The sequence below is a fragment of the Bifidobacterium sp. LH_450 genome (assembly GCF_056356715.1).
Map to the genome: position 1 here is coordinate 281,237 of NZ_JBKEUU010000003.1, position 21,828 is coordinate 303,064.

Below are 21,828 nucleotides of genomic sequence, written 5' to 3' on the forward strand. Positions count from 1 at the left end.
GCTGGCTGCCCGCTTGGGGCGCCAGCTGAGCGGGGACGGAACCTGCAGCCGGGGACGCAACCGGCTGCCCCCGGCGCCGGTGAGTAATCTTGGTACAGAGGGAACGTTCGCTGCAATAGTGTCACGCTCGCTTCTTACACTGAACACTATGACTGAAGCCGACAATACCGCCATTCACGCTTCGCTCACCCCCCTGCCGGACAAGGTCGGCGTAGACGGCCTTGAAGCCAAGTGGCAGGGCGTGTGGGACGAACAGGACACGTACGCGTTCCATAACACCCGCGACCGCAAGGCCGTGTATTCCATCGATACCCCGCCGCCGACCGTTTCGGGCCATCTGCACGTCGGGCACGTGTTCAGCTACACCCATACCGACATCATCGCGCGCTTCAAGCGCATGTGCGGCTACGACGTGTTCTACCCGATGGGCTGGGACGACAACGGCCTGCCGACCGAGCGCCGCGTGCAGAACTACTACGGCGTGCGCGTCGACACGTCGCTCAAGTACGATCCGGACTTCGTGCCGCCGTTCGAAGGCACCGAAGGCAAGAAGATCGACGCGAAGGACCAGGTGCCGATCTCGCGCAAGAACTTCATCGAGCTGTGCGAAAAGCTCACCGCCCAGGACGAAAAGCAGTTCGAGGCGCTGTGGCGTTCGCTCGGCCTGTCCATCGACTGGTCGCAGACCTACCACACGATCGGCGAGCACCCGCAGCGCGTCGCCCAGAAGGCGTTCCTGCGCAACCTGGCGCGCGGCGAGGCCTACCAGAAGGACGCGCCGGGCCTGTGGGACGTGACGTTCCAGACCGCCGTCGCCCAGGCGGAGCTCGAAAGCCGCGAATATCCCGGCTTCTACCACAAGGTGGCGTTCCATTTCGACAACGGCGACCCGATCTACATCGAAACGACGCGACCGGAACTGCTCGCCGCGTGCGTGGCTCTGATCGCCCACCCCGACGACGAACGCTACCAGCCGTACTTCGGCAAGACCGTCACCTCCCCGCTGTTCGGCGTCGAAGTGCCGGTCATCGCGCACCCGGCCGCCGAAATGGACAAGGGCGCCGGCATCGCGATGTGCTGTACATTCGGCGACGTCACCGACGTTGAATGGTGGCGCGACCTGAAGCTGCCGACCCGCTCGATCCTGCAGAAGAACGGCCGCATCGTCATGGACGTGCCGGAGTGGATCACGTCGGACAACGGCCGGCGCGTGTTCGAGGAGATCGAGGGCAAGACGACGTTCTCCGCCCGCAAGATCATCGTCGACGAGCTGCGCGAATCCGGCGACCTCGACGGCGAGCCGACGCCGACCAAGCGCATGACGAACTTCTACGAGAAGGGCGACAAGCCGCTCGAAATCGTCACGTCCCGCCAGTGGTACCTGAAGAACGGCGGCACCGACCTCGCGCTGCGCGACCAGCTGCTCGAGCGCGGCCGCGAACTGGACTTCCACCCCGACTTCATGCGCGTGCGCTACGAGAACTGGGTCAATGGCCTCAACGGCGACTGGCTGATTTCCCGCCAGCGCTTCTTCGGCGTGCCGTTCCCGCTGTGGTATCCGCTCGACGCCAACGGCGAGCCGGACTACGACCACCCGATCACGCCGAGCGAGGACATCCTGCCAATCGACCCGACGACGGACGTGCCGGCCGGCTACACCGAGGAGCAGCGCGACCAGCCGAACGGCTTCACCGCCGAACCGGACATCATGGACACCTGGGCCACCAGCTCGCTCACCCCGCAGATCGTGACGCACTGGGCTGAGCCGGGCGAGGAGAACGAGGCGCTGTTCAACGCGACGTTCCCGATGGACCTGCGCCCGCAGGGCCAGGACATCATCCGCACCTGGCTGTTCAGCACCGTCGACCGCGCGCAGCTCGAGAACGACTGCCTGCCGTGGGCCAACGCCACGCTCTCCGGCTGGATCCTCGATCCGGACCACAAGAAGATGAGCAAGTCGAAGGGCAACGTCGTCGTGCCGAACGAGCCAATCGCCAAGTTCGGTCCCGACGCCGTGCGCTACTGGGCCGCCTGCGCCCGCCTCGGCCTCGACGCCACCTACGACGAAGGCCAGATGAAGATTGGCCGCCGCCTGGCCATCAAGCTGCTCAACGCCACGAAGTTCGCGCTGGCGATCGGCCGCGAGGACGAGAACCACCACGTCGGTGCCGCCGCGGCCGCCGACTGGCGCGCCGAGGACGTCACCGAACCGCTCGACCGTTCCGCCATGGCCGCGCTCGCCCGCGTCGTCGCCGACGCCACCGCGCACCTGGAGGCGTACGAGCATTCGAAGGCGCTCGAAACGATCGAGAGCTTCTTCTGGCAGTTCTGCGACGACTACATCGAGCTCGTCAAGAACCGCGCGTACGGCACCGCCGACTCCACCGGCAACGTGCCGTCCGAAGCCGCCGTCCGCTCCGCGCGCACCGCGCTCGGCCTGGGCCTCGACGCGTTCGCGCGCCTGCTCGCGCCGTTCCTGCCGTACGCCACCGAAGAGGTGTTCAGCTGGATGCACGACGGCGAAGGTTCCGTGCACCGCGCCGCATGGCCGACCGCCGGCATCTACGAGCAGGCGGCCGCCGGCGAGCAGCCGGAGCTGCTGGCGCACGCCGGTGCCGCGCTCGCCGCGCTGCGCGGCGTCAAGTCGAAGGCGAAGGTCTCGATGAAGACGCCGATCCTGGCCGTCACGCTCGCCGCGGACGGCAAGGTGCGCGATTCGATTACCGCCGCCATCGCCGACATCGCCGAAGCGGGCCGCGTCACCGGCGACATCACGCTCACCGACCTGGCCGCAGCCGCCGAAGCCGACGAGACTGCCGAAGCCGGCGCCGCCGAAGCGACCGCCGAACAGGTGCTGGTCGCCGACAGCACGCTGGGCGAGCCCCCGGCCAAGAAGCCGAAGAAGTAAGGAACCCGCCCCGCGGATTCCCGTTTTCCTTGGGTCCGGTTCCTCCAGCCACGGCGTGTCGAGGAACCCGACCCAAGATTCCGCGGGTTTTCCAGGCCCGGTTCCTCCGTTGCCGGCGTGTCGAGGAACCCGGCCCAAGACTCCGCGGGTTTTCCAGGCCCGGTTCCTCCGTTGCCGGCGTGTCGAGGAACCGGGCCCAAGATTCCGCGAGTTTTCCAGGTCGGGTTCCTCAACACGCCGGAAGCGGAGGAACCGGAACGCAACGAAAGGAAGGGGAGGGCCCATTGGGCTCTCCCCTTCCTTTATATATATTGTCGAAATCTCCTGCCGGACGTTCCAGCCGAAGCCGGCAGCCAATCTCAAGCAAAAAATCTTGAACCGCTACGCGAAGATGTCCAGCACGCCCGGGTCGTCGCCGGCGTCGGCGATGCGCTGGTGGCGCTTCTTCGCCTCGGTGACGACGAACTCGCGGTACATGTCCGCAATCTCGGGGTCAAGGCCGGCGTCGACGGCGAGCCGCCGCAGCCGTTCCATCTGGTAGTCCTCGCGATGGTAGTCGGCCGGCGCGAACCCGGCGCGGGCCTTGAGCAGGCCCACTTGCGCCGTGTACTTGAAGCGTTCGGCGAGCAGCGCGATCATCGCCATGTCGACGTTGTCGATCGACTGCCGCAGCTGCGCGATCTTCGCGACGGCGGCCGCCTTTTCGGGGTCGGTCCAGTCGCCCTCCGTATCGATAACCGTTTCCTGTGCGCTCATCGTGCCGCTCCCCTGCCGCTAGTTCTGCTGGACGAGCGACGCGAGGAAGTCGCGGTTCGTCGGCGTCTTCTTCAGGCGCGGAACGATCGTCTGGTACGCCTGTTCCGGCTCCATGCCGCCGAGCAGGCGACGCAGGCGGTAGATGATCGGCAGCTCGCTGGAATCGGTGATGAGCTCCTCGCGGCGCGTGCCGGACGCGTTGATGTCGACGGCCGGGAACATGCGCTTGTCGGCGAGCTCGCGGCTCAGGCGAAGCTCCATGTTGCCGGTGCCCTTGAACTCTTCGAAAATGACCTCGTCCATCTTCGAACCGGTCTCGACCAGCGCCGACGAAATGATCGTCAGCGAGCCGCCGTTCTCGATGTTGCGGGCCGCGCCGAAGAACTTCTTCGGCGGGTACAGCGCCTGCGCGTCGACGCCGCCGGACAGGATGCGCCCGGAGGCCGGCGCCGCGATGTTGTAGGCGCGGGCGAGGCGGGTCATCGAATCGAGCAGCACGACGACGTCCTGGCCGAGCTCGACGAGGCGCTTGGCTCGCTCGATGGCGAGCTCCGCCACCGTCGTATGGTCGGAGGCCGGGCGGTCGAACGTCGAGGAAATGACCTCGCCCTGCACGGTGCGCTCCATGTCGGTGACCTCTTCAGGGCGTTCGTCGACGAGCACGACCATCAGGTGCACTTCCGGATTGTTCGTGGCGATCGAATTGGCGATGTTCTGCAACGTGATCGTCTTGCCGGCCTTCGGCGGGGACACGATCAGGCCGCGCTGGCCCTTGCCGATCGGGGCGACCATGTCGATCAGGCGCCCGGTGATGCGGTTCGAGGTCGTTTCCTGCTTGAGCCGCTCGTTCGGGTACAGCGGCGTGAGCTTGTTGAAGTTCGGGCGGTTCTGCGCTTCCTCGACGCTCATGCCGTTGATCGAGTCGATCGACTGCAGCGGCACGAACTTCTGGCGCTGGTTGCGCCGGTCGCCTTCGTGCGGCGGCCGGATCGAGCCGTGCACGGCGTCGCCCTTGCGCAGGCCGTACTTCTTGATCTGCCCCATCGACACGTACACGTCGTTCGGGCCGGGCAGGTAGCCGGAGGTGCGGATGAACGCGTAGGAGTCGAGCACGTCGACGATGCCGGCGACCGGCACCAGTTCCTCGGCTTCCTTCATGTCGCGCTCATTGCGGTCGCTCCGATCGTTGCGGTCATTGCGATCGTTGCGCTCGTCGTCGCGGCCGCGGCCACGGCGGCGGTTCTGGTTGCGCTCGTTGCGGTCGTTGCGGCCATTGCGTTCGTTACGGCCGCCCTCGCCTTCGCCCCGGTCGCCGCGATCGTTGCGCCCTTCGCCCCGGTCATTGCGGTCGCCGTTGCGCTCGGAGCGGTCATTGCGGTCGCCCCGGTCGTTGCCGCGCAGGCGACGCCCGCGGCGCATCGGTTCGCCTTCCTCGTTCTCGCCGCGCTTCTCGGGCAGCGACGCAAGGATGTCATCCAGACCGGTTACGTCGCCGTGGCCTTCGCCGCGGTTCGTCTCTCCGCGGCGCATCCGGCCTTCGCGCGCCGAATCATGCTGGGATTCACGCTGGGAATCGCGCGCCGAATCTGACTGGCCGGCGTGCGCGCCGCGACGCTTCGGCATGTCGTTCTGCGCGCGACCGCCGCGTTCCGAAGCGCCCATCGCTTCCAGCACGCCCTCTTCGGCGGCCTTGCGGGCGACTTCCTCGATGAACTCGTCGTTGTCGGCATGGCGGCGTCCCCTTACGCGCCTGCTCGTTACGCGAATCTCGTCTTCCTTCATCGGCGCATGCTCCTCTTCCGGTTCGCGGCGACGCGGCGCGGCCGCCGGTTCCGGCGCGGCCGCTTCCTGCCGGGCGGGCGCGGCGTCGTTGCCCGGCGCTGCGGCAACGCTGGATTCCGCTGCCGGCGTAGCCGCCGGAGCGCTGGCCGCCTTGGCTGCAGCGGGTACCCGAACGGTCACGCCGGCCGGCGCTTCGCCGCCGGTACGGGCGGCTTGCAGCGTGGCGAGCAGCTCGCCTTTGCGCATCGTGGAAGTGCCGCGCAGACCCATCTGCTTGGCCAGCTCCCGCAGTTCCGGTAACTTCATCTCGTTCAGATTGGGGCTAGTTGCCACTTGGTTGCCTTTCCTCGGCATGCAACACGACATCTGCTGCAGCGAAAAAGAGTTGCGGGCAAAAGATTCCTTTCCCCGCCTTGTGAATAGTTCGAGCCAACCTTGCGTTGCGAACTGAGAGATACCTTACAACACCGCGCCGACTGGCACGCCGCCCCATTTCACGGCTCGAGAAAAGGACCAGAGGAACCCGATCCCCCGAATCTCGTTTTTCTTGCCCCCGGTTCCTCCGAAAGCGGCGTGTTGAGGAACCGGGCCCAGAAAATCTCGTTTTTCTTGGCCCCGGTTCCTCAACACACCGAAAAGAGAGGAACCCAACCCAAGATTTCGCGACTCTTCTTGGCCCCGGTTCCCCAACACACCGAAAAGAGAGGAACCCAACCCGGGATTTCCGCAGATTTCCCAGGTTGGGTTCCTCTCGTACGCAGCAGGAGCAGCGCGCGCAGCGCCAGCAGCCGCAGCAGAAGCGGCGCTACTTTTCTTCGTGGTAGGACTTGTCGGTGTTGACGGACCAGACGTTCTTCTTGGACGTCTTGCCGCTCTTGATGTTGCCGACCGCTTCCATGGCGGTGGCCATCGAATGGTCCATGTTGTTGTAGCGGTGCTGACCGTTGCGGCCGACGCAGTAGAGGTTGCCGAACGAATCGAGGTATTCGACGAGCTCGTCCATCTGCGCATACGTATCGAAATACGCCGGGTACGCCTTCTTGACGCGTTCGCGGTGCGAGTCGATGACGTCCGAGGCGCCGCCGATGACGCCCATGCGCGTCATTTCCTGGATGGCGAACTTCGTGGCGTCCTCGTCGCTCATGTTCCAGAACGCGTCGCCTTCCTTGCAGAAGTATTCAAGGCCGATCCACACGGTCCCGTCGACGTTCTTGACCAGGTACGGGCTCCAGTTGTTGAAGATCTGGATGCGGCCGACCTTGTAGCCCGGGTCCTGCACGTAGATCCAGCAGTCCGGCACGACCGGCGGGTTGCCAAGCGTGGGGATGTCGGTGGTGTTCTTGAGCTTGAGGTTCTTCACGAGCAGCCCGACGGTGACGAAGTCGCGGTACGGCAGCCCTTCGGCGATTTCCTTCATGTCGGACGGCGCGCCGTCGTTGCCTTCGTCGAGCGCCTCGACGAGGTCCTTCACCGGCATCGACGAAATGAACTGGTCTGCGGCGAGCTCGGTCTTCTTGCCGTCGGCGTCTTCATATACGACCGACGAAATGCGCCCGTCCTTGCGGTTGACGGCTACGACGCGGGCGCCGGTAAGCACCTTCACGCCGGCCTTCTCGCAGTTCTCCTCCACCGTTTCCCACAGCTGGCCAGGGCCGTACTTGGGGTACCAGAATTCCTCGATCAGCGACGTTTCGACCTCGTCGTTGGACCGCTTCTTCGGCAGCAGCTTCTGCACCGCGTTCTTGAGCACGCCCATGATGGACAGCCCCTTGACGCGCTGGGCGCCCCAGTCGGCGGAGATTTCCGAGGGGTGGCGCCCCCACAGCTTCTCGGTATAGCCTTCGAAGAACATCGAGTACAGCTTGCGCCCGAAACGGTTGATATAGAAGTTCTCGAGATTGTCTTCCGGCAGCTTGTGGAACACCGACTTCAGGTACGAGAACCCGGCGACCATCGTCAGCTTCGGGCCCATCGCCTTCAGCGTTCCCGGCGTCAGCGAAATCGGGTAGTCAAGGAAGTGCTTGTTCCAGAAAATGCGGGAGACGCGGTGCCGCTTGAGCATCACCTTGTCTTCCTTCTCCGGGTCCGGACCGCCCGGTTCCAGCTCGTGCGTACGGCCGAGCTTCTTGTCGTCATAGGAAGGCGCGCCCTGCAGCGGCAGCGTTTCCTTCCACCAGTCCATGATCCGGTCGTCCTTGGAGAAGAAGCGGTGGCCGCCGATATCCATGCGGTTGCCGTTGTGCTTGACGGTACGGGAAATGCCGCCGAACTCGCCGGTTTCCTCGAGCACCGTCACGTCGTAGCGCTCGGCGCCGCCGTTGCGGACCAGCTCCCAGGCAGCCGTCAGCCCAGCGGGGCCGCCGCCAATAATTACCACGGATTGCTTTTGCGACACTATGGGACTCTCTTTCATAGAAAACGGCGCCAAGAGCGGGCGCACAGTCTTGTTTAGTGTAGACCTTGCCATGACCAACCGTTGCGTATGGCGAAAACCGGCGTCCCGGCGCCGGAAAAACGTTGTGGAGGCTGGGAGGTGGCTTGGAAATCTTGAATAAAAAAACTCAGCCGAGTTCGTCGGGAATGTCGATATCGGTTTTCTGGACTTCCTCGACGTTGACGTCCTTGAACGTCACGATGCGCACGTTCTTGACGAAACGGCTGGAACGGTACACGTCCCAGACCCACGCGTCCGACAGCCGCACGTCGAAGTACACGTCCTGGCCGGCGGAACGCACGTTGAAGTCGACTTTGTTCGCCAGGTAGAACCGGCGTTCCGTTTCGACGACGTACGTGAACAGCTTGATGACGTCGCGATACTCCTTGTACAGCGCCAGTTCGGCGTCGGTTTCGTAGTTATCGAGATCTTCGGCACTCATGCCTGCTTTTCCATCCTTAGATTTCGTTGCGTACGGGTTCGCTTCGTTGGATTATCCAAGATTCCGGGGCCGCTCGCCGCCGGAACCGTGGCGTCAGTCGCCTTCCGTCATCGAACGGGAGCGGCCTTCGGTACGCCGCGCGCCGAGCGTGCGCCACCATGCCTTCTTGCTGGACGCGTGGCTGGAGGCGTTGTACGGCCAGCTGTTCTCGGCGTCGGCATCGTCGGCCACTGGCGTTTCGGCGCCGGAACGCTCCTTCTTCGCCGCTTCGGCGATGGAGGCGGCCGTCGCTTCCTGGCGCGCTTCGGCCAGCGCCTCCTCTTCCTCGCGTACGGCGGCGTCTTCGATTGCGCTGATGGCGGCCGCCGCGGCCGCTACGGCTTCGGCGTTCGTGGCTGCGTCGTTCGTTGCGTTCGTTGCGCTCGCCGCGTTCGCCGTGCCAAAACCGGCGGTTGCCGTCGCGCCGGCGTGGACGTTGGGATTGCCGTCGAGCACGTGCTTGCGGATCGCCATCGAATGCTCGTGCATCGTCAGCGCCTTGTCGACGCCGGGATTGCCGGGCACGAAATGCATGCCGAAGGTTTCAAGCGAACGGATCGGGTCGTACTCGTCCTCCAGCGTGTCCATGACGATGAGGTCCTGGTACTTGTGGTTGCGGTTGTCCCACAGCGCGTCGCGGGAGATGCCGGACGGCACGAAGCCGAGCGACTGGTAGACCGAGCGCGAACGCGTGTTCTTTTCCGGCACGCCGACCCAGATGCGGTGCAGCCCCAGGCCTTCGTCGGTGTCGGCGAAACCGTACGTCATGACGCGCGGCATCGCGTCGCGCGAATAGCCGCGGCCGCGGTACTCTTCGCCGAGAATGACCTGGATGCGCGCCGAACGCGCCCACCCGTCGATGTCGATGAGGAAGATCATGCCGATGATGTCGCCGTCATCGTCGCCAGCGGCGCCGCCTGCCGTCTCCGCGCCGGTTTCGGCGTCGTCGTCCGGCATGCGCAGCAGCGTCCATGCGATCGTGCCGCGCGCTTCGGGATCCTTGATGCCGTCTTCGGCGGAGCTGCGCCCCTGCGCCCACGCCACCGAACGCTGCACCCAGGCCTGCACCGCCAGCCGTTCGGCCTTGCGGTCCTTGCCGGTGACGCTGGTGGCATTGTGGTAGGCATTGAGCGCTTCCATATAGGGAAGGTCCTCGACCCGAGCCGGTCGCAGCTTGACCATTTCCCCCCGGATTATCGGGATGGCGATACGATCGGGCAACTCGCGATTGTCTTCGCTCTGCTGTGACATCGGGGATGTTCCTCCGTTATAGGCTGTGGTTCAGCGGGCGCCTAAGGGCCTCAAGCAGTCTAGTGCATGCCATGCCCGCATGCCCACGCGGCCCGTTCGCTAGGCAACCCTTCTCACTTCCAGTATTGTAGCCACACCCACATGTGAATTTCCTCAATCTTCCGCATGTGCTCTACAAGCACGCCACTCCCGCTGGCGCCCGCCGCTGGAATGTGCAAACGCGAAAGCGTTTGCGGCCTTGTTCGGGAGTCGGTGAGAGCGAGCGAAGCGAAGCTCGAACCGGTGGGTGGTCGCAAACGCCAAAGGCGTTTGCGCGACGCAACACCCGCTCACCACACAATGCGAATGCGAAAGGGAGGGTCCCCGCAGGGGCGCCCTCCCTTGAGCATTCGCATTGCACGCGCAAACCGTCAGGAGTTGATCTTCTCCATGACGATCTTGGTGACGGCCTTGGCGTCGGCCTGGCCCTTCGTGGCGCGCATGACGGCGCCGATGATCGCGCCCATCGGCTTCATGTTGCCGCCCTTGAGCTTCTCGACGATGTCGGGGTTGGCGGCGAGCGCCTCGTCGACGGCGGCCTGCAGGGCGCCATCGTCGGAGACGACCTTGAAGCCGTGCTTCTCGACGACTTCGGCCGGGGTGCCTTCGCCGGCGAGCACGCCGGCTACCGTCTGCTTGGCAAGCTTGTCGTTGAGCTTGCCGTCGGCGATGAGCTTCTCGACCTCGGCCACTTCGGCCGGCGTGATCGGCAGCTCTTCGAGCGAGACGCCCTTGGCGTTGGCTTCGCGGGAGAGCTCGCCGAGCCACCACTTCTTGGCACCGGCAGCCGTAGCGCCGGCCGCGACGGTTTCCTCGATGAGGTCAAGCGCGTCGGCGTTGACGACATCGCGCATCTCCACGTCGTTGAAGCCCCATTCGCCCTTGAGGCGGTTGCGGCGTTCGCGCGGCATTTCCGGCATTTGCGCCTTGATGCGCTCGATGTGCTCCGTCGTGATGTGCAGCATGACGAGGTCCGGGTCCGGGAAGTAGCGGTAGTCGTCGGCGTCGGACTTCACGCGGCCGCCGGCCGTCGTCTGGCTCGCCTCGTCCCAGTGGCGGGTTTCCTGCAGCACTTCGTGGCCGGCGTCGAGCACGGCGGCCTGGCGGCGGATCTCGTACTGCAGCGTCTTCTCGATGCCGCGGAACGAATTGACGTTCTTCGTTTCCGAACGGGTGCCGAACGGGTCGTCCGGGCTCTTGCGCAGCGACACGTTGACGTCGGCGCGCATATTGCCCTGCTCCATGCGGGCGTGCGAAATGTTCAGCGCACGCACGATGTCGCGGATGGCGCGCATGTAGGCGCCCGCGATTTCCGGAGCGCGGTCGCCCGCGCCTTCGATCGGCTTGGTGACGATCTCGATCAGCGGCACGCCGGCGCGGTTGTAGTCGACGAGCGAGTGGTCGGCGCCTTCGATGCGGCCGTCGGCGCCGCCGACGTGCGTGTTCTTGCCGGCGTCGTCCTCGATGTGCGCGCGCTCGATCGGCACGCGGAACACGGTGCCGTCCTCGAGCTCGACGTCGAGGTAGCCTTCGCCGTTGGTCGGCTTGTCATACTGCGAGATCTGGTAGTCGCGCGGCATGTCCGGGTAGAAGTAGTTCTTGCGGGCGAACTGGCTCCACTCGTTGATCTGGCAATGCAGCGCCAGGCCGAGCTTGATGGCGTAGTCCACGGCCGCCTCGTTGAGCACGGGCAGCGAGCCGGGCAGGCCGAGGCTCACCGGGGTCAGCTGCGTGTTCGGTTCGCCGCCGAACTCGATGTGTGCCGGGCAGAACAGCTTCGTGTTCGTGCTGAGCTCCACATGGGTTTCGAGGCCGAAGACGACGTCGTATTCCTTGACGGCGTCGGCGTACTTCATCAGTTTTTCTGCCATGATGCGTTCTTTCCTTCCGCCGTTCAGTTCTTCTTGACGTCGGCCAGGCCATCAAGCCACGGGGTCTTGAGGTCCTGCCAGATCGGGCCGTTCCATGCGTCGGCGAGCGCCGCTTCGAGCGCCGCGGCCGGCTTGTACATCACTTCGTCGCGCTGCTGCGGCGCGATGAACTGGAAGCCGACCGGCAGCCCGTCGTCGGACAGACCGGCGGGGATGCTCATGGCCGGCACGCCGGCGAGGTTGGCGGGAATCGTCGCGATGTCGTTCATGTACATGGCCAGCGGGTCGTCCATCTTCTCGCCGAACTTGAACGCGGTGGACGGGCTGGTCGGCGAGACGAGCACGTCGGCCTGTTCGAACGCCTTCTTGAAGTCGTCGATGATCAGCGTGCGCACCTTCTGCGCCGAGCCGTACCACGCGTCGTAGTAGCCCGCGGACAGCGCATAGGTGCCGAGGATGATGCGGCGCTTGACTTCGTCGCCGAAGCCGGCTTCGCGCGTGTAACTCATCATGTTGGCGGCCGTCTGCGGCACGTCGACCGGCGGCATGACGCGCATGCCGTAGCGCATGCCGTCATAGCGCGCAAGGTTCGACGACACTTCGGACGGCATGATGATGTAGTAGGCGCCGAGCGCGTACTCGAAGTGCGGGCAGGAGACCTCCACCACTTCGGCGCCCATCTCCTCGAGCTTCTTGACGGCTTCGTCGAAGCGCTTGCTGACGCCCGGCTGGAAGCCGTCGCCGGAGAGCTCCTTGACCAGGCCGACCTTCATGCCCTTCAGGTCGCGCTTCATGCCTTCGCGGGCGGCGGCCACCATCGGACGCGGCCCTTCCGGAATGGACGTGGAGTCGCGGCGGTCGTTGCCGCCGATAATCTCCTGCAGCAGCGCCGAATCGAGCACGGTACGCGAGACGGGGCCGATCTGGTCCAGCGAGGACGCCATCGCGATGGCGCCGTAGCGGGAGACGCCGCCGTAGGTCGGCTTGACGCCGACGGTGCCGGTCAGGGCGCCGGGCTGGCGGATCGAGCCGCCGGTGTCGGTGCCGAGCGCCAGCGGCGCTTCGAACGCGGCGACGGCAGCGGCCGAACCGCCGCCCGAGCCGCCGGGAACGCGTTCGGTATCCCACGGGTTGCAGGTGGTCTGGTAGGCGGAGTGCTCGGTGGAGGAGCCCTGCGCGAACTCGTCGAGGTTCGTCTTGCCCAGCAGCGGCATGTGCGCGGCCTTGAGCTTCTCGATGACGGTGGCGTCGTACGGCGGCACCCAGCCTTCGAGGATGCGCGAGGCGGCGGTCGTTTCGATGCCCTTGGTGACGATCATGTCCTTGATCGCGATCGGCACGCCCGCCAGCAGCGGCAGCTCGGCCTTCTCTTCATCACGCAGCGAGTCGTAGGCGTCGGCCTGCTCGCGCGCTTCGCGTTCGGCGACCTTGAGGAACGCGCGGATGCCCGGTTCCGCCGCGTCGATGACTTCCAGATGCGCGTCGACGAGCTCGCGGCTCGACACTTCCTTCGCGCGCACCTTCTCGCCCATTTCGGCGGCCGACAGCTTGACCAGTTCTTCGGTTGCGCTCATCTCACTCCTCCCCCAGAATGCGAGGCGCCACGAACATCCCGTCTTCCTTAACGGGCGCGCCTTCGATGGCTTCGTGCTGGCTCAGCGTCGGGCCGGCGACGTCGGGGCGCAGGTACGCCTCGAGCGGCACCGGGTTCGCGGTCGGCGGCACGTCGGCCGTCGCCACTTCCTGCACCTTGTCGATCGAGTCGGCAATGACGTTGAGCTCGTCCTGCATGCGGACGATCTCCTCTTCGGTGAGCGCAATGCGGGCCAGATTGCCCAGATGCACTATCTCTTCGCGTGTAAATGTTGGCATAGCCCCTAACTATACGAGCCGTTTGTGACGGCGAAGGGGCTGCCCGAAGCAGCCCCCGACGTCGGATTGAGATTTACTTTGAGATTCACTTGAGGTCGCGGCTGCGTACCGTCAGCAGGCCGATGGCGTAGCAGACGGCCGCCCAGGCGAGCACGATCAGCCCGGCCTGCCACCACAGCGGCGTATAGACGGTGCCTTCTTCGAAATACCCGGCCGTGGACGACGCTATCGACTCGCCGCCGCCTTCAATGAAGATTCCCGTCGCCGCATCCGGCAGCACATGCGCCAGCGACTGCGTCCAGGCGAATTTCTGGCCGCCATACATGCCGACCTGCAGCACCGTCGGCACGATCATGATGAGGCCGAGGTAGGCGAACAGGCCGCCGACCGTCGAACGGCACAGACCGCCCAGTCCCTGCGCAATCAGCGCGGCGAGCGCCAGCATCGCCGGGGCGCCAAGGATCTTGACCCACGGTATGGCCGCTTCGCCGGCTCCCAGCGGCAGGATCTCGACGTTCGAGAGGATCGCGCTGACCAGGCCCCACGAAATGAGTACGCCGACCAGCGACGAGGCGAACGTGAGCAGCGCGGTCACGACGCCCTTGGCGCTGAAGAAGCGCACGCGGTTCGGGTCGACGGTCAGCGACGCCTGGATCGAGCCGGTCGAGTATTCGGTGGTGATGGCCATGACGCCGTAGATGCCGACAACGATCATGCAGTTGGTGGTCATTGACGTCACCGCATACCAGAACTGGTCGCCCGCCAGCATGGCGGATCCCTCGCCGTCCGTCATGAAGACCGTGTAGGCCCATGCGAAGAACGCGCCGCCGAATGCCAGCAGCACGGCGTTGAGGATGAGCAGCACCCAGGTGGAGCGCAGGCTCAGCGCCTTGCGCCATTCGGAACGGATGGCGCCTCCGAACGAGGCGTGCGATTTGGCGAGGCCGGCGGCACGGACCGGCATGTTCATTGCTGCGGCGCTCATCGGCGCACCTCCTGCGTAGTCTGCTGGGCATTGGGCTGCATCGGCTGGACCGGCTGCATGGCCGGGGCGCCCGCCATCGGCTGCGGCTGGTTGGGCATGGCGCCCATGGCCGGATCGAATTCCTTGGCGACGTACTGCGCATGCGAATGCGTCAGCGCCATGTAGGCGTCCTCGAGCGACGCCTTGTTCTCGCCGAAGCGGTAGAGCACGAGCTGCGCCTGGGCGAACACATGCGCGCAGGCCACCATGTCGGCGCCCTGGATTTCATAGGCCGCCGCGTCGGCCGGCATCGCGTCCTTGAGCGGCAGGCGGCGCAGGTTGACTTCCGGCGCCTTGGCGAAGATCTGCTCGAGCTTGGCCGGTTCCGGCGTCACCACTTCCAGCGAGCGTTTCGAATGGCGGGTGACGAAGTCGGAGACGGTCGTGCATTCGAGGATCCTGCCTTCGCCGATGATGACGAGGTCGTCGGCGGTCAGCGCCACTTCGCTCATCAGATGCGAGCTCAGCAGCACGGCGCGCCCTTCGGCGGCGCACCGGCGGCACAGGTCGCGCACCCACTTGACGCCTTCGGGGTCGAGGCCGTTGATCGGCTCGTCGAGGATCAGGTTCTTCGGGTCGCCCAGCAGCGCCGCCGCGATGGACAGGCGCTGGCTCATGCCCAGGGAGAAGGCGCCGGCCTTGCGGTTGCGCACGCTTTCCAGCCCGGTGAGCTCGATGACCTCGTCGACGCGCGAGAGCGGGATGTTGTTCGTGCAGGCCAGCGCCGCCAGATGCGCATACGCGGTGCGGCCCTTGTGCGCGGCCTTCGCGTCGAGCACGGCGCCGACCGAACGCATCGGCGTGCAGGAGGCGGCGAACGGCGCGCCGTCGATCAGCGCGCGCCCTTCATCGGGCCTGACCAGGCCCAGCGCCGCCTTCATCGTCGTGGACTTGCCGGCGCCGTTGGGCCCCAGGAAGCCGGTCACGCGGCCATCGGCGGCGGTGAAGGACACGTGGTCCAGCACCTGGCGGCCACCGAACCGCTTGCTGATGTTCTGTATTTCGATCATGGCCCCGAGCGTACAGGACTTCGCGTGCCAAAACGCACCGTTTGCCCCTGCCGTGGACGATTCCGGAACAAAATCATCCTTCCGGCGTAGCTGGAAGCGCGGGGGCATCGCCGGCCCTCCTCCCAGCGACGTATGACCCCAGAACGAGGGGATCGCCCCGAGACCCGTTCCTCCAGAAACTCCCCGGAAAGCGGCCAATGCAGCCCGGCTTTTGCAGGAAGGAAGCGCGATTACCGGTGCTGCGCGATGTAGCAGTGCATCGCCACGGCCGCGGCGGCGCCGGCATTGATGGAACGCACCGAGCCGAACTGGGAGATGTACACGACGTCGTCGGCCAGTTCCAGCGCCTTCTGGGACAGGCCCGGTCCTTCGGCGCCGAACAGCATCAGGCAGCGTTCGGGGAATTCATACGTTTCGATTGGCACGGCCCCGGGCACAATGTCGAGCGCAATCACCTTCGCGTCGCCGGCCCTGTCGCGCCAGTCGGCGACGAGGGCGTCGATGGACGGGAAGTTGTCGACGTGCTGGTAGAGCTCGGTCATCAGCGCGCCCTTGCGGTTCCATTTGTGCGGGCCAACAATGTGCACGGCGTTCGCAGTGAACGCGTTGGCGGTGCGCACCATCGAACCGATATTGAAATCGTGGGTCCAGTTCTCCACCGCCACTTCGAATCCGTGGCGCCCCTGGGCGTCCAGCTCGGCCTTGATGGCGTCGACGCTCCAGTAGCGGAACCGGTCGAGCACGTTGCGCCGGTCGCCTTCGTCAAGCAGCGCGGAATCGTAGCGGGCGTCGTAGTTCGGCGACGCCGGGTCGTCGGGGCGCGGCTCGCCGGGGTGGGTTTCAGCCCACGGGCCGACGCCGACCTCGCGGAACACCGGTTCGCCGGACGCCTTCGCCGCGACGTCGATGGGATTCGGTTCGTGCAATCTACTCGCCTTCCGTTGCGCGCAGCTCGGATTCGTGGAAGATTTCGACGAACGGCAGCGTGCGTTCGTCGCCGCTGACCGGGTTGACGACCTTGATGACCGGGCTGTCCATGTCGACGCCGCCAATGAGCGAGCATACGGCCACTGCCGTCGCGCCTTGTGCCTCCACGACGCCGAAGTCCAGGCTCAGCTCGTTGCCGTTGCGCAGCGTCACCAGCGACGAGGTCTGCACATACGACTTTTCGGACAGCCACGAATCGAGCAGCACGACGCGCTTGCCTTCGATGGACGGCCCCTTGATGGCGGGATAGACGAAATCCATCACGAAGCCGTCGACATCCTCGCCGCGCGAGGCGGCGGCCTGCATGACGGCGCATACCAACGGCACCGCTGCGGCAGTCAATGCGCCCACCGCGTCGAAATCGTCGACGCCGAAGCCCTGCTCCTCGAGCGTATCGAGCAGGATGTGGCCGATAAGCGGCGTGGCGCGGTGGTCGAATACCACCGGGGAAAGCTCGGAGAACGGACGGTCCTTCATATGCTCGCGCAGCAGCGATTCAAGCTGCTCGCGCGGTTCGAGCGACGCGAACTGCACGTCGTCGGCCTTCGCCGGGGCCTCGCCGGTCTTGCGGAACGCAGGTGCTTCTTGTGCCATAGGCCCCAGCGTAGTCGGCGCCGCCGCCATAGCGCAATCGGGCCTTACTCGCCGGCAGCGGGCTGCACTTCCGGAGCGGTCAGCTCGCGGATGTCGCCCTTGTCGGAGTCGATGATGTCGAGCTGCTCGATGACCTTCGACGGCTCGAGCTTCTGCAGCTTGCGGGCCGACACGAGCACGCGCGATTCCAGCGACGCGGCGAACTTGTTGTATTCGGCGACCGTTTTGGAAATGGCCTTGCCAAGGCCCGTCGCGCGCTCCCCCAGCACGGCGAACCGCTCGTAGAGTTCACGTGAAACGTCGAACAGCATCTTCGCGTCGTCGGTCAGCGACTGCTGCTGCCACGCGTAGGCCACCGACTTGAGCACGGCCCACAGCGTCACCGGGCTCGTCAGCGCCACCTTGCGCGCAAATGCGTCGTCCATCAGCGTCGGATCGGCCTCCATCGCCGCCTGCAGCAGCGATTCGTTGGGGATGAACGCAATGACGAAGTCCGGCGACGATGGCAGCGCGTTCCAGTACGCCTTGTCGGACAGCGCCTTGACGTGCTCGCGCACGGCTTTCGCATGCGAGGCGAGCAGCTCGTTCTTGCGCTTGAGCTCCTCTTCGGAAGCGGTGTCGGGGATCATGCAGGCGCGCTGGTAGTCGGCATACGGCGCCTTTGCGTCGATCGGGATCGTCTTGCCGCCCGGCAGGTGGATGACCATGTCGGGCCGCAACGTCTCACCCTCGGCGTTCTGCACGACGACCTGCGTATCGAAATCGACGTGCTCGATCAGGCCGGCCGACTCGACGATGTTCTTCAGCTGCGCTTCGCCCCACGCGCCACGCACCTTGTTGTTGCGCAGCGCCGACGAGAGCGCCGAGGTTTCCTTGTCGAGCCGCGCCTGCTGTTCGCCCAGCCCCTTGAGCTGCGCCCCGAGCGCGCCCATTTCCTGCTTGCGGCCCTCCTCGATCTGCACGACCTTGCGCTGCAATGCATCGAGGTTCTGCTGCACCGGCGCGAGCGCCTCGAGCACCTTGCCCTGCTCCTCAAGCGCCTGCGCCTGCTCGGCCTGCCTGCGCTCGGCCTCCTGCGCGGCGCGTTCCCGCTCCCGCTCCATGCGGATCTGCTCGGCCTGCTGCGCCTGCGCCAGCTGCGATTTGACGAACGACAGCTGCTGCTCGAGCCCGGAAGCCTGCGCGCGCAGCTGCGCGCATGTCGTTTCCAGCCCGTTGGCACGCTGCGTTTCACGTGAAGCCGTCGCCTTGAGTTCGTCGAGCTCGCCGGCGTTCAGGCCGCGATTGGCCTCCTGGGCCTGCCCCTTTCCCACGACGAAGCCAGCCGCCACGCCTAGCGCGGCGACGAGCACGAACAGCACGAGCGCAACAAACGGATTATCGAACATATGTTCTATTGAACCGCGCAACGCGCCACCCGTCAAATCACATCCCCCAAACGCCGCCAGATTCCGCCATTCCTCCGCATCCACGCGGCCCAACGCGCCGCCCACCGGTTCCGCGCGCCCTCATCCGGCACACCATCCGGCGCCTCGCGGACCATCCGGCCAACACCTCATCCTTGAGGCCGTTGCCGCCAACGCAGCCCCTCGCGTAGAGTGGACGTGGCAAACAACCAATCCCCGCGAAAAAAGGACGGAGCAATGGCGATAGGATTCAACATCTTCATAGCGGTCGTGCTGTTCGTAGCCGCCGCGCTGCTGACGGTGCTGATCGCCCGCTTCTTCTTCTCCAGCGACGCCGAAGCCGGAAACGGCACGAAACCGGCCGCCGAATCTCGTATACAGCCCAGCGCAACCGCGGACGCAACGCAAGCGCACCGGCTGCTCGCCAAGCGCATCGTCATCAGCGCGGTCCTGACGGCGCTGGTGCTGCTGCCGCTCGTCTTCCGACTGTTCGGCGCGACGGTGCCTCCGTGGACCGTCAACCGCTGGCTGCAGGCCATCGCCATTACGCCGGTCATGTTCTACTGCGCCTACCCGATCCACACCGACGGCTGGCGCGCCATCCGCCACCGCCATCCGAACATGGATTCGCTCGCGTCCATCGGCATGATCGCCGCGTACGCCTATTCGCTGCTCATCTGCGTCGCCGCGGCCGCGGTGCCGGCCGGCATGCGGCAAACATACTTCGAATTCGTCGGCGTCATCGCGACGCTGGTCCTGCTGGCGCGTTTCGTCACCGAACGCTGGCTGCCGGCCGCGCAATCGTTCCCGCTGCAGCAGCGCGCCGACGACATCGCGCGCGTCTTCGTGCCGGTCATCCTGATCGTCGCGGTGTGGACGTTCGCCGTCTGGCTGCTGTTCAGCCCCGCGCCGCACCTGCCGACCGCGCTGATTACCGGCATCAGCGTGCTGATCATCGCCTGCCCGTGCGCGCTTGGCTGGGCGTCGCCGCTGTCGGCATCGCTCGCGCTCGATTCAGCACGCCGCGCCGGCATCGAGATTTCTTCCGCCGCCGCGCTGCAGAACGCCGCGAACATCCGCTCCGTCGTCTTTTCGTCGGCCGTCGCCGCGCAGGCGAAGGAAGCGATGGCGCAGCTGAACAAGAGCGGCATCCGCACCAGCGTGCTCGACGTCGCGTCGCCGGCCGCGGTGGCCACCGAACTGCAGGCGCTCAAGCACTTCCACGCGACGGCGAGCCGCGGCGCGCTCATCGCGTTCGTTGCGCTGCCCGGCGAAGCCCCGCAGATCCGCGCCGCCGCCGATATCGCCATCACCTACGTCCCGCAGGGTTCCGGCAGCGAAGCCATCCAAGATTCTTCCCGTGCGGCTTCCGGCAACGCCTACGAAACGTTGGGCGGCGCCGAGGACGCGGATATCGTCATCGCCGGCGCGCAGACGTCGCGCATCCTCGACGTCATGCGGCTGTCGCGGGCGACGGTGCACAACGTGCAGGAAAACCTCGTGTGGACGTTCGTGTTCAACGTCATCGGCATCCCGATCGCCGCCGGCGTCCTCTACCCGTTCACCGGCTGGCTACTCAACCCGATGCTCGCCGCCGTGGCGATGCTCCTCTCCAGCGTCTTTGTCCTCCTCAACTCCCTACGCATGCGTCACTACCTAGACAGGAATTCCCGCTAGCCGAGATTACCCGGAGGGGCTCGGCCCTCTACTCCCCGACCATCGTTGCCGCCTGCACCACCGTCACCCCGTCAATCTGAGGCACCTCGCACTTCGTGAACAGATAGTACTGGCGGTCGGCGGGGCCACTCACCAGCGTCGCGCGGTGCCGCAGCCGCTCGACCGCCTCGGTGGCGTCGAGCGAGTTGCGCCACTTGCATTCGCCGAAAATCATCTTGCCGTTGACGTCGTCTTCGATGATGAGATCGATGTCGGTCTGCTCCTTGCGCGTCGGATCCGTTCCCCACCATTTCCCGACCTTCGACGGCAGGATATCCAGCCGTCCCGCGCGCCGTTCCGCCAGCATCCACTGTTCGCAGATTTTCTCGAACTGCTGACCGACGTACGTGTCGAATACCTCACCCTGAGTGCCGATCACCGCGGCTGCGTCGCCGTCGCCGCGCTCGATTGCGCCGATCGACGGCCCGACGAACCGGAACCAGTAGGCAAAGAACGGTTCCGTGATATGGTACTGCCCTTTCCTCGATTTCACCGACGCGTCACCAAACGGGAGGTCGCGTTGCGCCAGGCCGAGTTCCTCGAGCGTCTTCAAATAGAACGGCAGGCTACCGACCGCAATCCCGGCACGTTCGGCGATTCCCTTCGCCTTCGTCTCGCCGTGCGCAATCGCCTCGAGCACGCTGCGATAGACGTTCGGCTCACGCAGTTCCTCCCGCAGCAGCATGATCGGCTCGTCGAACAGCGGTCCGAGTTCGTCGAAACACAGTGCCGTCATGTTTTCGGCGAACGAATCGCCCTCCCGAAGCTGCCGCAGATAATATGGCGTTCCGCCCAACGCGGCGTAGTATTCGAACCGTTCCTGCCAGGTGGCATTGGACGGCATGAGTTTGACGGCCTCGTTCATCGGCAGCGGCTTAAGCTTGATCTGCGCCGTGCGGCGACCGAACAGCGGGCTTTCCGATCCCAGCACCTCGCTCTCCATGAATCCCTGGTTGCTGCCGCACAGGACGGTGAACACGCCTGCGAAGTCGTGGTCGAGGACGATCTGCATGGCCGACGGCAAGGACGGCTCCGCTTCGGCGGCGTAGGGGAACTCGTCGAACACGAAGATGAAATGGCCGAACTGCTCGCCTTTCTGGGCGATGTACCGCAACAGGTCGAGCCATGACGGCGGTGCGCCGATGGGGTCGGGTTCCCCGAAGAAGCGTGCGGCGGCTGCGGCGAGGTCGCGGCGGTTGTTCTCATCGCTGCGTTCGCTCGCCGTAAACCACAGCGTGGGCTTGCCGTCGGTGAACTGCCGGATGAGCGACGTCTTGCCCACGCGCCTGCGCCCATAGACGACGACTGTCTGCTGGTCGCCGCGTTCATACCGCTCCTCCAGCATGGCCAGCTCCCGCTCGCGCCCCACAAACCGCGCATCTGACATCCGAACCTCCCGCCGCCAATTATTATAGTTACGACTATTATAGTCGTAACTATAATAGTCGTAACTATAACTTCACAGCCCGAGGGAGTCAGCAGCTCACACACCGCCCCCCCCCTATTTCCCAGACCGCCCCACTCCTGCTTTCAGGCGCAACAACAACCAGAACCTATCTGCCAGCGGCCGGCGCTCCTTCGGCACAAACAGAAAAGGGGGAGGACCCATTGGGTCCTCCCCCCCTTCATTCGCTCAGCCGGGAGCTACCGGAAGGAATCTTCCCTACAGGGAGCGCTCCTTAGTTGAAGGAAGCCGG

At 65.4% G+C, this 21,828-nt stretch carries 16 protein-coding genes; 2 read left to right on the plus strand and 14 right to left on the minus strand.

Going from position 1 to position 21,828, the window contains the following annotated elements; translation table 11 throughout:
• Positions 1 to 148: 148 nt before the first annotated feature.
• On the plus strand, positions 149 to 2,908 hold the full coding sequence (gene valS / locus AC1AXT_RS05835) for a valine--tRNA ligase (protein ID WP_476541921.1): 2,760 nt from the start codon (positions 149 to 151) through the stop codon (positions 2,906 to 2,908).
• A 381-nt stretch (positions 2,909 to 3,289) separates the two neighbouring features.
• Here the strand turns inward: valS and AC1AXT_RS05840 are convergent, their stop codons facing one another.
• The 13 genes from AC1AXT_RS05840 to AC1AXT_RS05900 form a co-directional block, all read right to left on the minus strand.
• Positions 3,290 to 3,664 carry a chorismate mutase gene (locus tag AC1AXT_RS05840; protein WP_476541922.1) on the minus strand — a complete coding sequence of 125 codons (375 nt, stop codon included), beginning with the start codon at positions 3,662 to 3,664 and terminating at the stop codon, positions 3,290 to 3,292.
• An 18-nt stretch (positions 3,665 to 3,682) separates the two neighbouring features.
• Complete coding sequence (gene rho / locus AC1AXT_RS05845) at positions 3,683 to 5,779, minus strand: transcription termination factor Rho (RefSeq protein ID WP_476541924.1); 2,097 nt, start codon at positions 5,777 to 5,779, stop codon at positions 3,683 to 3,685.
• Positions 5,780 to 6,251: 472 nt separating this feature from the next.
• Positions 6,252 to 7,841, minus strand: a complete 1,590-nt coding sequence (locus tag AC1AXT_RS05850) for an NAD(P)/FAD-dependent oxidoreductase (protein WP_476541926.1) — start codon at positions 7,839 to 7,841, stop codon at positions 6,252 to 6,254.
• A 166-nt stretch (positions 7,842 to 8,007) separates the two neighbouring features.
• Positions 8,008 to 8,322, minus strand: a complete 315-nt coding sequence (locus AC1AXT_RS05855; protein ID WP_476541928.1) for a DUF2469 domain-containing protein — start codon at positions 8,320 to 8,322, stop codon at positions 8,008 to 8,010.
• A gap of 93 nt (positions 8,323 to 8,415) precedes the next feature.
• Positions 8,416 to 9,612: a GNAT family N-acetyltransferase gene (locus AC1AXT_RS05860; protein ID WP_476541929.1), complete on the minus strand. Its 1,197-nt coding sequence runs from the start codon at positions 9,610 to 9,612 to the stop codon at positions 8,416 to 8,418.
• Between the two features lie 410 nt (positions 9,613 to 10,022).
• Positions 10,023 to 11,522: an Asp-tRNA(Asn)/Glu-tRNA(Gln) amidotransferase subunit GatB gene (gene gatB / locus AC1AXT_RS05865; RefSeq protein ID WP_476541931.1), complete on the minus strand. Its 1,500-nt coding sequence runs from the start codon at positions 11,520 to 11,522 to the stop codon at positions 10,023 to 10,025.
• 23 nt (positions 11,523 to 11,545) lie between these two features.
• A complete protein-coding gene (gene gatA, locus AC1AXT_RS05870) occupies positions 11,546 to 13,096 on the minus strand; it encodes an Asp-tRNA(Asn)/Glu-tRNA(Gln) amidotransferase subunit GatA (RefSeq protein ID WP_476541933.1) in 1,551 nt (516 codons plus the stop codon).
• A 1-nt stretch (position 13,097) separates the two neighbouring features.
• Entirely contained in the window at positions 13,098 to 13,394 is a 297-nt protein-coding gene (gene gatC / locus AC1AXT_RS05875; RefSeq protein ID WP_476541935.1) for an Asp-tRNA(Asn)/Glu-tRNA(Gln) amidotransferase subunit GatC, read from the minus strand.
• 85 nt (positions 13,395 to 13,479) lie between these two features.
• Positions 13,480 to 14,379 carry an ABC transporter permease gene (locus AC1AXT_RS05880; RefSeq protein WP_476541936.1) on the minus strand — a complete coding sequence of 300 codons (900 nt, stop codon included), beginning with the start codon at positions 14,377 to 14,379 and terminating at the stop codon, positions 13,480 to 13,482.
• Entirely contained in the window at positions 14,376 to 15,428 is a 1,053-nt protein-coding gene (locus AC1AXT_RS05885; RefSeq protein WP_476541938.1) for an ABC transporter ATP-binding protein, read from the minus strand. The genes AC1AXT_RS05880 and AC1AXT_RS05885 overlap by 4 nt, the downstream gene beginning before the upstream one ends.
• A 230-nt stretch (positions 15,429 to 15,658) precedes the next feature.
• The gene (locus AC1AXT_RS05890; RefSeq protein ID WP_476541940.1) at positions 15,659 to 16,354 is read right to left on the minus strand and encodes a TrmH family RNA methyltransferase; all 696 of its coding nucleotides are present in this window, start codon (positions 16,352 to 16,354) and stop codon (positions 15,659 to 15,661) included.
• A gap of 1 nt (position 16,355) precedes the next feature.
• On the minus strand, positions 16,356 to 17,009 hold the full coding sequence (locus AC1AXT_RS05895; protein WP_476541942.1) for an orotate phosphoribosyltransferase: 654 nt from the start codon (positions 17,007 to 17,009) through the stop codon (positions 16,356 to 16,358).
• A 44-nt stretch (positions 17,010 to 17,053) separates the two neighbouring features.
• Positions 17,054 to 18,397 carry a DNA recombination protein RmuC gene (locus AC1AXT_RS05900; RefSeq protein WP_476541943.1) on the minus strand — a complete coding sequence of 448 codons (1,344 nt, stop codon included), beginning with the start codon at positions 18,395 to 18,397 and terminating at the stop codon, positions 17,054 to 17,056.
• Positions 18,398 to 18,652: 255 nt separating this feature from the next.
• Here AC1AXT_RS05900 and AC1AXT_RS05905 point away from each other — a divergent pair, with 255 nt between their 5' ends.
• Positions 18,653 to 20,092, plus strand: a complete 1,440-nt coding sequence (locus AC1AXT_RS05905) for an HAD family hydrolase (RefSeq protein ID WP_476541945.1) — start codon at positions 18,653 to 18,655, stop codon at positions 20,090 to 20,092.
• 28 nt (positions 20,093 to 20,120) lie between these two features.
• On the opposite strand, the gene AC1AXT_RS05910 is transcribed toward AC1AXT_RS05905, so the two are convergent.
• Positions 20,121 to 21,518, minus strand: coding sequence for an ATP-binding protein (locus AC1AXT_RS05910; protein ID WP_476541947.1), 1,398 nt, complete (start codon positions 21,516 to 21,518; stop codon positions 20,121 to 20,123).
• Positions 21,519 to 21,828: the final 310 nt, after the last annotated feature.